11 protein-coding genes are annotated in these 12,174 nt (G+C 44.6%); 8 read left to right on the top strand and 3 right to left on the bottom strand.

What is annotated here, in order from left to right; translation table 11 throughout:
* Window positions 1-150: 150 nt before the first annotated feature.
* From sbcB to purT, 5 genes are all read left to right on the top strand, one after another.
* Window positions 151-1,572, top strand: coding sequence for an exodeoxyribonuclease I (gene sbcB / locus VJL_RS00700; RefSeq protein ID WP_038874738.1), 1,422 nt, complete (start codon window positions 151-153; stop codon window positions 1,570-1,572).
* Window positions 1,573-1,630: 58 nt separating this feature from the next.
* Complete coding sequence (locus tag VJL_RS00695) at window positions 1,631-2,005, top strand: CidA/LrgA family protein (RefSeq protein ID WP_038868628.1); 375 nt, start codon at window positions 1,631-1,633, stop codon at window positions 2,003-2,005.
* Window position 2,006: 1 nt separating this feature from the next.
* Complete coding sequence (locus tag VJL_RS00690; RefSeq protein ID WP_038874735.1) at window positions 2,007-2,684, top strand: LrgB family protein; 678 nt, start codon at window positions 2,007-2,009, stop codon at window positions 2,682-2,684.
* 268 nt (window positions 2,685-2,952) lie between these two features.
* Window positions 2,953-3,840 carry a cytidine deaminase gene (gene cdd, locus VJL_RS00685; RefSeq protein WP_038874734.1) on the top strand — a complete coding sequence of 296 codons (888 nt, stop codon included), beginning with the start codon at window positions 2,953-2,955 and terminating at the stop codon, window positions 3,838-3,840.
* Window positions 3,841-3,987: 147 nt separating this feature from the next.
* Window positions 3,988-5,163, top strand: coding sequence for a formate-dependent phosphoribosylglycinamide formyltransferase (gene purT / locus VJL_RS00680; RefSeq protein WP_038874732.1), 1,176 nt, complete (start codon window positions 3,988-3,990; stop codon window positions 5,161-5,163).
* 79 nt (window positions 5,164-5,242) lie between these two features.
* Here purT and VJL_RS00675 read toward each other — a convergent pair whose 3' ends face one another.
* On the bottom strand, window positions 5,243-5,893 hold the full coding sequence (locus tag VJL_RS00675; protein ID WP_038874729.1) for a thiopurine S-methyltransferase: 651 nt from the start codon (window positions 5,891-5,893) through the stop codon (window positions 5,243-5,245).
* Window positions 5,894-6,227: 334 nt separating this feature from the next.
* Here VJL_RS00675 and VJL_RS00670 point away from each other — a divergent pair, with 334 nt between their 5' ends.
* Complete coding sequence (locus VJL_RS00670) at window positions 6,228-7,001, top strand: RelA/SpoT domain-containing protein (RefSeq protein WP_038868633.1); 774 nt, start codon at window positions 6,228-6,230, stop codon at window positions 6,999-7,001.
* A gap of 136 nt (window positions 7,002-7,137) precedes the next feature.
* Here the strand turns inward: VJL_RS00670 and ihfA are convergent, their stop codons facing one another.
* Window positions 7,138-7,434, bottom strand: a complete 297-nt coding sequence (gene ihfA, locus VJL_RS00665; protein ID WP_005427969.1) for an integration host factor subunit alpha — start codon at window positions 7,432-7,434, stop codon at window positions 7,138-7,140.
* A gap of 528 nt (window positions 7,435-7,962) precedes the next feature.
* Between ihfA and VJL_RS00660 the strand changes: the two genes are divergently transcribed.
* Both VJL_RS00660 and VJL_RS00655 read left to right on the top strand, forming a co-directional pair.
* Window positions 7,963-8,841, top strand: coding sequence for an AEC family transporter (locus VJL_RS00660; protein ID WP_038868634.1), 879 nt, complete (start codon window positions 7,963-7,965; stop codon window positions 8,839-8,841).
* Window positions 8,842-8,928: 87 nt separating this feature from the next.
* The gene (locus tag VJL_RS00655; RefSeq protein ID WP_038875075.1) at window positions 8,929-9,654 is read left to right on the top strand and encodes a metallophosphoesterase family protein; all 726 of its coding nucleotides are present in this window, start codon (window positions 8,929-8,931) and stop codon (window positions 9,652-9,654) included.
* Window positions 9,655-9,762: 108 nt separating this feature from the next.
* Here the strand turns inward: VJL_RS00655 and pheT are convergent, their stop codons facing one another.
* Window positions 9,763-12,168: a phenylalanine--tRNA ligase subunit beta gene (gene pheT, locus VJL_RS00650; RefSeq protein WP_038874727.1), complete on the bottom strand. Its 2,406-nt coding sequence runs from the start codon at window positions 12,166-12,168 to the stop codon at window positions 9,763-9,765.
* Window positions 12,169-12,174: the final 6 nt, after the last annotated feature.

Below are 12,174 nucleotides of genomic sequence, written 5' to 3'. Positions count from 1 at the left end.
TACTGCTTACACGCTAACCAGACATAAATTATCGAGCTGATGCTTATACGACCTCTTTTTCATTTTCACAACTTCACCTTGCATCTTTCGTTGCGAGTCAAGGCGTTGAATGGTCTAATACTCCCATCGGTTCCGTAAACGGTAAGCAGAATGCACCAAGATAATCAGCCCACTTTTTTCTTCTTTGACTACGAGACTTGGGGTACAAGTCCAGCCAAAGATCGTCCGAGCCAATTCGCTGGTGTTCGTACAGATGAAAACTTCAATATCATCGGCGAACCATTAGTCATGTATTGCCGACCACCTGCTGATTACCTCCCTTCTCCCGAAGCAGCTTTGATTACCGGTATCACGCCGCAAAAAGCAATGCAAGAAGGCTTACCCGAGCCAGAATTTATTGCAAAAATTCACGCAGAGCTTTCGAAGTCAAAGACCACTAGCCTTGGATATAACAGTATTCGTTTCGATGATGAAGTAACACGCTACACCTGTTATCGTAACTTTATCGACCCTTACGCATGGAGCTGGCAAAACGGCAACTCACGTTGGGATTTGTTGGACGTAATGCGCGCATGTCATGCGCTTCGGCCAGAAGGCGTGGAATGGCCAGAAAATGATGAAGGCTTTACCAGCTTTAAATTGGAGCACTTGTCGGTAGCCAACGGTATCGAGCACAGTAACGCCCATGATGCGATGGCCGACGTCATCGCGACCATCGAAATGGCGAAGAAAGTCAAAGCGGCACAACCAAAGCTGTTTGATTACTTTTTCTCTATGCGTAACAAACGCAAGCTGAACGACCTTGTTGATATCGTCAACATGACACCGTTAATGCACGTTTCTGGCATGTTAGGACGTGAATGCCAGTATACAAGCTGGATCGTACCTGTCGCTTGGCATCCAACAAACAACAACGCCGTTATCACGATCGACTTGGCAAAAGATCCTCAGCCGATCCTCGACCTTTCGGCAGAAGAGCTAAAAGAACGCTTGTACACCAAACGCGATGAATTAGGAGACTTGCTTCCTGTTCCTGTCAAACTGGTGCATTTGAATAAGTGCCCTATTCTTGCTCCTGCAAAGACTTTGACAGCCGAAAACGCAGAGTTGATTGGTATTGATCGCCAAAAATGCTTAAGCAATCTTGCTTTACTTCGTCAGCATCCAGAGATCCGAGACAAACTTATTAGTCTATTCTCTATTGAGCGTGAATTCGAAAAGAGCGATGACGTTGATACGCAGCTGTACGATGGATTTTTCTCCCCAGCCGATCGAGCAGCAATGGATATCATCCGAGAAACGGATCCAAACAACCTCGCAGCGCTTGATATCGAATTCGACGATAAACGAATTAAACCACTGTTGTTCCGTTACCGTGCCCGTCACTACGCTGGCACACTGGATGAACAAGAACAAAGACGTTGGGCACAACACTGTCGTGAAGTTTTCGAAAGCCAAATTGAAGAGTACATGCTGAATTTAGAAAACTTAGTTCACGAACATGAAAGTGACGAAAAGAAGATAGCACTATTAAAATCTGTCTATCGTTACGTAGAGAGCCTAGCCTCCTAATTTCTTACCTTGTTCAAACGCACCTTCGGGTGTGTTTGTTGTTTTATATGCTGTCAAAATGATTAAAGACCGATTACTACAGCTGATCCATTTGCTTATTTCCCTCGCACTTATTATGGGAGCACTTGGTATCGGCAACACAATTCAAAAATTCGCTGGCATCTCCGTTCCCGGAAGTGTTCTTGGCATGCTTGTGCTGTTTTTCTCTATGACCCTTGGCTTAGTTAAAGTTGAATGGGTAAAGCCAGGAGCAACGCTTTTTATTCGTTACATGATCTTATTGTTCGTCCCAATCAGTGTTGGTTTGATGCAACACTTTGATATGTTGTTGGCAAACGCGCTCCCTATTATTGCGAGTGCAGTTGGCGGCTCACTGATTGTACTGGTCAGTTTGGCATGGTTCTTAGATTACTTGCTAAAGGAGAAGCATTAATATGTGGTTAATTGTCACTATTGTTGTTTTCCTCGCAGCACGTCAAATCGCCATTAAGGTCAATAATCCTATCGCGAATCCGCTACTGATCAGTATTGCTGTGTTAATTCCATTGCTTACCTTTTTGAAGGTACCGTTCGAGACTTACTATGCCGATAACGAGTACATCAGTTTCTTACTCCAACCCGCTGTTGTTGCGCTAGCGTATCCGCTCTATGAGCAACTGCCTCAAATCAAAGCCAATTGGCGCATTATCGCGCTGGCTTGTTCTTTAGGCAGCGTGATGTCGATGCTAACAGCGACACTGATTGCCGTTGCATTCAAAGCAGACATCAGTCTCATTGCAAGCTTAGTAGGCAAATCGGTAACTACCCCTATCGCGATGGAAATCTCTAGCCACTTAGGTGGTGAAGCCGCTGTTGCCGCCATTCTTGTGCTTATTGTTGGCTTATTCGGTGCGATTTTGGCGTATCCAATCTTCAATCTTATCGGCATCAAACACCCTATTGCGCGCGGATTAACAATGGGTACTGTTTCCCACGCGCTTGGTACGGCAACTTGCGCAGAGAAACAACCCGGTGATGCTGCCTTTTCATCACTCGCACTCGTGTTGTGCGGTATTATCACATCGATACTTGCGCCAAGCTTCTTTGCTTTAGCCGTTTGGTTATACCAATAAAGATAAATGCCAAAGCCTGCTCTTTCTTGACGTAAATAGACTGAGCAGGCTTTAACTCCTTTCCAAAAAATTCGCAGTATGAATCTGAGTTGATATAGTTATTTATGGGACAGAGATAACGTTAAGCCTCTGTGCAATCGAATACATGTGTGAGCTCACTCTAACTATGTAACGTAAATTATCATTACAGACATTAACGTGATCTAAAGCACAGAACATTTCCATCTTTCGCATAGAATAACTGTCCATGCAATAACAAGGATTCGACATGAAAAGTCGCATTGAACAGGCGCTAGCAAGCGCTCCTGAAGCACTTTCAACACATCTTGCTCCTATCGTTCTCGCTGACGATTTTGATGCCACTATTTCTGAGCAACAGTTTGATGAGCTGCTGAACGCTACCAACCTTTCAGACAAAGAGCTTCGTGTTGCTCTACTTCCTTTTGCCGCAGCGTTTTCTTACGCTCCGATTTCTGAGTTTTATGTAGGTGCGATTGTTCGCGGCCTATCAGGTCGTCTTTATTTTGGCGCGAACATGGAATTTTTCGGTGTTCAACTAGGTCAAACCGTTCATGCTGAGCAGTGCGCGATTAGCCACGCTTGGATGAAAGGCGAACATGGCGTAAAAGACATTACCATCAACTACAGCCCTTGTGGTCACTGCCGTCAGTTCATGAATGAACTAAGCACCGCGAAAGAACTGAAGATCCAATTACCAGAACGTGAAGAAAAGTCACTTCATCACTACCTTCCTGAAGCGTTTGGTCCAGCGGATCTAGGCATTGAGTCAGGTCTTATGGCTGAGGTGAAGCACGAGTTTGTTTGTGATGAAGACGATGCTTTAATCCAAAAAGCCGTCAATGCGATGAACATCAGCCACGCGCCATACACTAACAACTTAAGCGGTATTGCGCTTGAGATGAACAGCGGTCGCGTATTCCAAGGCGCGTATGCAGAGAATGCAGCGTTCAACCCTAGCCTTCCTCCACTTCAAGTTGCTCTGATTCAGATCTTGATGTCGGGTGAGCAGCTTGAAGACATCAAAGCAGCAGCCTTGGTTGAAAACTCACAAGGCAAGATCAGTCACCTAGCTGATACTCAATCAACGCTAGAAGCACTAAATCCTGATATTCCAGTGAGTTTTGTGAACGTTTAATTCATACGATGCTTAAGAGATAGGCTCTACTTGAAGTAGGGCCTTTTTTATTATCAAAAACCATGCGCAAACGTTTGCTTCATCCGTAAAAATCAGTATGATCCTCTGCAATTTCTGTTTCATCACTTTATTTTGTAAGGGAACACTATGTTCGGTACTGCTACTAGCACTCATGCTACCCGTGTATTACTTTTGGGCTCTGGCGAGCTTGGTAAAGAAGTGGCAATTGAATGCCAACGTCTTGGTTTGGAAGTAATCGCATGCGACCGTTATGCCGATGCTCCAGCGATGCAAGTGGCGCATCGTAGCTACGTCATCGACATGCTTGATGGTCAGACACTGGAAGAGATCATCAACAAAGAGCAACCTGCTTACGTGGTTCCTGAAATTGAAGCTATCGCGACCGACAAATTAGTCGAATTAGAAGAGAAAGGCTTGAATGTTGTTCCTACAGCGAAAGCAACTAAGTTAACAATGAACCGTGAAGGCATTCGCCGCCTTGCTGCTGAAGAGTTGGCGCTAAACACTTCCCCTTATCAGTTTGCTGATAGCTTTGAGGACTTTAAAGCGGCAGTAGAACATGTTGGTATCCCATGTGTTGTGAAGCCAGTGATGAGCTCTTCAGGTAAAGGTCAAAGCGTTATCAAATCAGAAGAAGATGTTCAAACCGCGTGGGATTATGCACAAGAAGGTGGGCGTACAGGCGCTGGACGTGTGATTGTTGAAGGTTTTATTGACTTCGATTACGAAATCACACTGTTAACCGTGCGCGCAGCTGACGGAGTGCATTTCTGTGCTCCGATCGGGCATCGCCAAGAGGATGGTGATTACCGTGAATCATGGCAGCCACAAGCAATGTCAGACAACGCCATCAAAGCGGCTGAATACACAGCAGAGAAAGTCGTTAATGCACTAGGTGGCTACGGCCTCTTTGGTGTAGAGCTATTTGTTAAAGGCGATAAGGTTATTTTTAATGAAGTTTCCCCTCGCCCACACGACACTGGCATGGTAACCATGATTTCTCAAGAAATGTCTGAGTTTGCACTTCATGTTCGCGCGTTTACTGGTATGCCGATTAACAGCATCGTTCAGTATGGTCCTTCAGCATCAGCAGTCATTCTTGGGCAAGGCACCTCCACCGATATCCGCTTTGATAATATTGCAAAAGCACTGGCTCAACCACAAACACAAGTTCGCTTGTTTGGTAAGCCAGAAATCGACGGTCGCCGTCGCTTAGGTGTCGTTTTAACTCGCCGTAAAACGATTGAAGATTCGATTGAAGATGCAGTGAACAGCGCATCTAAAGTAAAGATCGTTTACTGATTTCGTTAATCAGCTCAATATATACAAAAGCGCAGCTCAATTTGGCTGCGCTTTTTCTTTCTGTGGGTTCGAAAGCCCTTTATTCGCTCTCTATTAAGTACACTTCTTCAGAGAAGCGACTTAGACCTTTCTTCGCAATTTTCGGATGGTTTTCGTCGGCTTGGTCGACATTCAAACAAGTTACCTTATCACCCGCAAACAACTGTTCAATCTCTTCGACTGGCACGCTAAATGGAGGTCCTGACATCTCATCCTGTGGGTAGTTAAGAGTCACAAGTAAAATACGTCCGCCAGGGTTCAACAGTTGCTTAAGACGAACTACGTATTCTTCTCGCATCTCTTGAGGCAATGCAACCAAGGCTGCACGATCATAAATGATATCGGCTTTAGAAACTGGCGCAGTAAAAAAGTCACCTGTATAAATGGACAGCTCGTCGAACTGATACAGCTCATGCATGCCGTTAATCGACGTAACGGTCGGGGTATAGAAATGCTCAGCAAAAAATGCTCTTACCGCAATTTGGCTTAGCTCAACACCTTGAACCTCGTCATGTTTCGTCGCAAGCCAAATTAGGTCTTCAGACTTACCACACAGAGGAGCCAACACTATGTCTTCACGTTTTGGGTTGGTGCGTTGCCAAAATACTGGCAATAGTGGGTTTACATCATCTAGGTGAAAACCGATTTGGTTACTCGCCCATTTGTTGTGCCAAAATTCTTGATCTCTCATTTTACTTCTACTTGTCGGCTGATAAATACAATGAGCATTAACGCTACTTTGTGGGCTAAGACTAATGATTTTTTCAAATTTGTCTATGTTGTTCATCTTTGGTTAATACAGCATTGGTAGAATAGCTATCGTTCAAGAATGAACCCTTCCTTTTTCTGGTTGTCAGAATAAAGGCAAGCGAAATGGTGATCTGGAACACGATTCTACTATTAGGTTAAAACTCAGCCTTGGAATCTTTCACAGAGCCCCCATTAAATAGGTAGTACCTGATTTGCGAATCTTAGTGACCTTTTCGTTACCCATTTTCTAAGTGCAAGCAAGTTAAGGAGAGTGAATGAGCTTATTTCTACGTACTACAGCATTGATGCTTCTAGTACTAAGCCGTGCGCCGGCGTTCGCCGCACTTCCAAATGTCACAAATAACGAACAAGATCGTTCAGCTAGTCAAAACGAAGTTTGTTCAAAATTGTTCAAACATAGCCTTAGTGGTTTGTATGGTATTCAGTCAATCGACTCCAAACCAACTCAGCCTTATTCAGATTTCGACGTACTTTACAGCAAAGCTCACCAAGCGCAGTTCGAGCTAGAGACTATCTGTAAAAGTACTGCCCTTCTTACTGATGCTCAGCCTTACTTTGCTGGCGTTAAATCTCAGCACCGTGCCGAAGAGAAAATTGTTCACGAATTGGACGGTCAAGTAAACCGAATCACTGACTTAGCACGTGCAACCATTGTTGCTGACGATGTAGCAAGCTTGGTTTCGGTATACGAAGCGTTAGAGCGTGAAACAACGATAGTGAAAGTGAAAAACCGCTTTAAAAAACCAACAGCTTCCGGTTATCGAGACCTAAACCTCTTAGTTCGTTTACCTAAGACCAACCTCGTTGCCGAAGTGCAGCTGCATTTAAAAGCTATTGCGGATGTAAAAAACGGTCCAGAACACGACTTATATGAACAGATTCAGAAATTAGAGCGTCAAGCTCTAGTGGAGGATCGCCATTTGAATGACTTAGAAATGGCATCAATTAGAAACATGCGTACGCAATCTAAAAACTTGTATCAAGAGGCATGGCATCCATACCTAACGACACACTTAGAAGCGGCATAATTGACATAAACTGATGTACTTAATACTAAAAAACCACCGAAATTGCGGTGGTTTTTTTATTTGTTCTTTAGTAAATACCGAAACCTACAGACAAAAAGACCACGACAAAGCGTGGTCTCAATCCATGTTACATGGCTTACTGGTCTGCCTTTAAGTTCTCTACGCGAGCTTTCAACTTCTGACCCGGGCGGAACGTAACGACACGTCGAGCAGTAATTGGAATATCTTCACCAGTTTTCGGGTTACGACCAGGTCGTTCGTTCTTATCACGAAGATCGAAGTTACCAAAACCTGACAGTTTTACCTGTTCGCCACTTTCCAGTGCCTTACGAATCTCTTCAAAGAACACTTCCACCGTTTCCTTGGCGTCCCGTTTACTAAATCCCAATTTATCAAACAGGTTTTCTGCAAGTTCGGCTTTTGTGAGCGCCATAAAACTTTCCTCAAAGCTATGTTAAACAATGCTACCTTATGTGTAGCGCCAGAGCAGTTTTACCCTACCAATTCAACAACATATCGGGGTTACATCAGGAAGTGTATGCCAAGCTTATGATTTTCGCCAACTTTTTTCTTTGCTAATATATCGTTCACTGGAAGAGGAAGCTACTTTACCCACCAATATTTCGAGATTTTACTTTAATTCTCTCTTTTCAAGGAAAAATATCCAGTTCAAATTACTAGTTTGAAAACAAAAAACAACATTAATCACTATTTAACAAAAATGTCAGATACTGGTCACTTTACAAACAATTGACAAAAAACTTTCCAATTTTTCAGTGGTTTGAGTGATGAGCAATATAGATCTGACCAGTACCATTCAAGTTACTTTTAATGCAGATACTGCTGATTTTTCCATAAAAAGAAAGCTTGAACGGTGCCAATATTCTGATGAGATAACAATGACGACATAGAGAAACATTGGTACTGTTTGCAAATAAATAACTCCCGTTCAGAGCGCCCAATGTTTCACCAAGTCATCAGTATTCTGTTCCCTGTTTTTGCTTTAGCTTGTGCGGGTTATTTAGTCGGGCGTTATATCAAACCAGATTTTCGGCCGATCAATCGCATCAACATGGATGTGTTTACTCCTGCATTGGTCTTTTCGTCTTTGGTCAGCATGCCTCTTGATATTGGGCAAGCCCCCCTCCTACTGGCCGCAATTATTGCTGTTATCGTCCCTGGATTACTCATGCTACCCATAGCCAAGTTAACAGGACTCTCTTTCAAAGCGTGGGCACCACCACATATGTTTAGAAATAGCGGAAACCTTGCAATTCCGTTGTTCACCTATACTTTTGGAGAGCTAGCTCTCCCTTCTGCAGTATTGTTGTTTGTGGTTTCTGCCTGTTTACATATCAGTTTGGGCGTGATGCTTCTAAGTAGTGGCAACCCATTGAAGCAAATGTTTAAAATGCCTATTTTTATCTCTGCTTCTTTAGCACTCATTATCAACCTTTCTGGATTCAACGTTTGGCCACCATTTTACGAAGCGACCGCTTTACTTGGACAAGCCGCTGTCCCTGTCATGCTGCTTTCTCTGGGTGCTCAGATGTGTAACTTAAGACTTGGTGGTTTGAGAGTAGGGTTGCTTTGTACAGTGCAGTCGTTGTTAACTGGTGCGGTCGCGTTTGCGGTAATTTATTGGCTTATCCCACTTCCAACCATGCAATTGCAAATGATGGTGCTATTTACAATGTTGCCACCAGCAGTGATGAATTATCTTTTTGCTGAACGATTGAACATAGAGCCGATGACCGTCGCCTCTATGGTGCTATTTGGTAACTTCTTTAGCATTCTCACGCTACCATTACTGTTAATGTTTACGCTTTCATTGACATAAAGGCATCAAAGCTCGCGGACCACACAGCGATTAACAATGTTACACTGCACTAAATAACTCAACAGAATGTCAGGCTATTTCATAATCGTGCGTACCGTTATCCAAATTAGTGATTGCCACTTAAGCGATGAATCCAGCTTTAACCGCCTTCGCAAAGCCCTTAATACGGCTCAAAATGAAACAACCTGCGACACTCTCCTACTGACTGGAGACCTATGCTGCAACCCTAGGGCTAGCGACTATCAAGCTTTGCTTGCGTTCTTAAATAAACATATCCAAAACAAACACGTTTATGCCATTGCAGGTAACCATGATGACTTCATCCTAATGAAAGAAGAATTTCGTGATAGCAGCATTCATGTTGTTGAAAAAGCGGAAATTAATGGGCGACAAGTATTGTTTTTAGATTCGAGCGCTAAACCATTAGATGAACACCATCCTCTTGGCTCTGGCCGAGTTGATAACCGTGGAGTTGCCCGCTTTAAACGGCAGCTTCGCCATGCAACCAACCCGATTGTCGTTGTCCACCATCCCATTATTCCTGTCGGCTCAGACTGGATGAAAGCGATTTGTTTGGAGAACGATGCGAGCTTACTTGCGCTTTTGGCTAAGCATCGAGTTCAAGATGTAATTTGCGGGCATGGTCATGATGCACTAACGGTGACGAAGCAAGGTGTGACTCAACATATGGCCCCCGCCACCGCTTACGGCTTTGACCACAGTATTGACGAATACAACCGAAGTGAAAAGATTGGTGTGAATAAGATTTTCTTTGAAGATGAGAGGATCAAAGTGGAGACAATTTGGCTCTAGCTATTCCCTATTCCCTATTCCCTATTCCCTATTCCCTATTCCAAAAATACAAAAAACCCTGCCAAACTGGCAGGGTTTTCATTTCTTAAGAAGATGCGTTACGCAAGATTAGTCACGTAGCGACGCACCAAACTTCTCAGAAACGTGAGCAACGATAGCGTCAACCGCACCAGCGATATCTGCATCTTCAAGCGTACGCTCAAGTGACTGTAGAGTCAGAGCAATGGCTAGGCTCTTCTTACCTTCTTCAACACCTTTACCTACGTAAACGTCGAACAGTTTCGCATCTTTAAGGAACTCGCCACCTTGCTCTAGACAAGCGTTAACGATGTCACCAGATGCAACAGCTTCGTCCACGACTACCGCGATATCGCGACGGTTTGAAGGGAATTTAGAAAGTGCTACCGCTTCTGGGATCACTTTGCTGTTGATTGCAGACCATTCGATTTCGAATACGATAGTACGACCGTTTAGACCGAACTTACGCTCAAGCTCAGGGTGAACTGTACCGATCACGCCCACTTCTTTGCCATCTACGATGATTGTCGCAGATTGACCTGGATGAAGTGCTGGGTTAGCTTTTTTGCTTTCAGGTGACAGTGCAGCGAAAGAGTATGCTTTTTCGTTCGCAGATAGCTCTAGAATCGCTTCTAGATCACCCTTAAGATCGAAGAAATCAACCGTGTTAGTTTCGATATCCCAGTGCTCTTCACCACGAGTACCAGCGATAACACCTGCAAGCATTGGCTCTTGGCGCATACCGTTTTCTGCAGATTCACATGGGATGAAACGTAGGCCGTATTCGAATAGACGAACGCGTGGCTGTTGACGTTTCTGGTTGTGAACAACCGTGTTCAGCAGACCTTGGATAAGACCAAGACGCATCGCTGACATATCCGCTGAAATTGGGAATGGCAGGATTAGCGGCTCAACACCTGGAACAACTAGCTTTTGTTGCTCTGGCTCAACGAAGCTGTATGTAATTGCTTCGTGGTAACCGCGGTCAACAAGAAGATCACGAACGCGTTTCAGTGGAAGATCCGCTTCAACGTGGTTGTGCATCTTAAGCGCTGCTGCTGGGTGTTGGTTAGGGATGTTGTCGTAACCGTAAATACGGCCAACTTCTTCAATCAGGTCTTGCTCGATAGCGATATCGAAACGCCATGTTGGCGCTACTGCCATCCAACCTTCTTCTGAAGCTTCAACAGTCAAACCTAGACGCTCTAGGATTTCTACTACGTCAGCATCAGCAATGTGGTGACCTAGTAGGTTGTCTAGTTTAGTGCGACGTAGAGCAACTTTGTTTGGCTTAGGTAGGTCTGCTTCAGACTCTACAGCAACAACAGGTGCTACTTCACCGCCACAGATTTCAACAAGAAGCTGAGTTGCACGCTCTATCGCGCTCACTTGTAGTGCGTAATCCACACCACGCTCGAAACGCATTGAAGAATCAGTGTGCAGACCGTACCTACGTGCGCGACCACGGATGTTGTCAGGTGCAAAGAAAGCACACTCTAGTAGAACGTCTTTAGTCTCAGTTGTTACACCAGACTCTTCACCACCAAAGATACCTGCGATTGCAAGTGCTTTGTTGTGGTCTGCTACTACTAGTGTATCTGCGTTTAGTTCTGCTTCGCTGCCGTCAAGAAGTGTTAGCTTCTCACCTTGCTCAGCCATACGAACTACGATGCCACCTTCGATCTTCGCTAGATCGAATGCGTGCATTGGTTGGCCTTGCTCTAGAAGAACGTAGTTAGTGATGTCTACTACAGGGTCGATAGAGCGGATACCACAACGACGCAGTTTTTCTTGCATCCATAGTGGCGTTTCAGCTTGAACGTTTACGTTCTTAACAACACGACCTAGGTAACGTGGACACGCAGCTGGCGCTTTCACTTCGATAGACACTTTGTCTTCGATTGAAGCCGCTACTGCTTCTACTGATGGCTCTGTTACGTCAGCGCGGTTTAGTACGCCAACTTCACGAGCTAGACCACGAATGCTGAAACAGTCAGCGCGGTTAGCTGTTAGGTCTACGTCTACTGTTACGTCATCTAGACCTAGGAATTCACGGAAATCGGTACCGATTACTGCGTCTTCTGCCAGTTCCATGATGCCGTCTGACTCAACGTCGATACCTAGTTCAGTAAATGAACAAAGCATGCCGTGAGATGGTTGACCACGTAGTTTCGCTTTTTTGATTTTGAAATCGCCTGGAAGAACAGCACCAACGGTTGCTACTGCTACTTTCAGACCTTGGCGACAGTTGTGTGCGCCACAAACGATGTCTAGAAGCTCTTCTTCACCCACGTCAACTTTAGTTACGCGCAGTTTGTCTGCATCTGGGTGTTGACCACATTCAACAACGTGACCAACTTTAACGCCGTTGAACGAACCTGCTACAGGTAGCACGTCATCAACTTCTAGACCCGCCATTGTAATTTGGTGAGTTAGTTCGTCAGTGGTAATCGAAGGACTAACCCACTCACGAAGCCATGATTCGCTGAATTTCATAGTGAT

It is taken from the genome of Vibrio jasicida CAIM 1864 = LMG 25398 (genome assembly GCF_000400365.1).
Classification (GTDB): Bacteria; Pseudomonadota; Gammaproteobacteria; order Enterobacterales; family Vibrionaceae; genus Vibrio; species Vibrio jasicida.
Note: the sequence above shows the minus strand (reverse complement) of the source record. Positions and strands in the feature narration are given on the sequence as shown.

Coding starts and splice junctions, on each gene's coding strand:
- sbcB (WP_038874738.1), top strand. CDS start 151: ATGCACCAAGATAATCAGCCCACTTTTTTCTTCTTTGACTACGAGACT.
- VJL_RS00695 (WP_038868628.1), top strand. CDS start 1,631: ATGATTAAAGACCGATTACTACAGCTGATCCATTTGCTTATTTCCCTC.
- VJL_RS00690 (WP_038874735.1), top strand. CDS start 2,007: ATGTGGTTAATTGTCACTATTGTTGTTTTCCTCGCAGCACGTCAAATC.
- cdd (WP_038874734.1), top strand. CDS start 2,953: ATGAAAAGTCGCATTGAACAGGCGCTAGCAAGCGCTCCTGAAGCACTT.
- purT (WP_038874732.1), top strand. CDS start 3,988: ATGTTCGGTACTGCTACTAGCACTCATGCTACCCGTGTATTACTTTTG.
- VJL_RS00675 (WP_038874729.1), bottom strand. CDS start 5,893: ATGAGAGATCAAGAATTTTGGCACAACAAATGGGCGAGTAACCAAATC.
- VJL_RS00670 (WP_038868633.1), top strand. CDS start 6,228: ATGAGCTTATTTCTACGTACTACAGCATTGATGCTTCTAGTACTAAGC.
- ihfA (WP_005427969.1), bottom strand. CDS start 7,434: ATGGCGCTCACAAAAGCCGAACTTGCAGAAAACCTGTTTGATAAATTG.
- VJL_RS00660 (WP_038868634.1), top strand. CDS start 7,963: ATGTTTCACCAAGTCATCAGTATTCTGTTCCCTGTTTTTGCTTTAGCT.
- pheT (WP_038874727.1), bottom strand. CDS start 12,168: ATGAAATTCAGCGAATCATGGCTTCGTGAGTGGGTTAGTCCTTCGATT.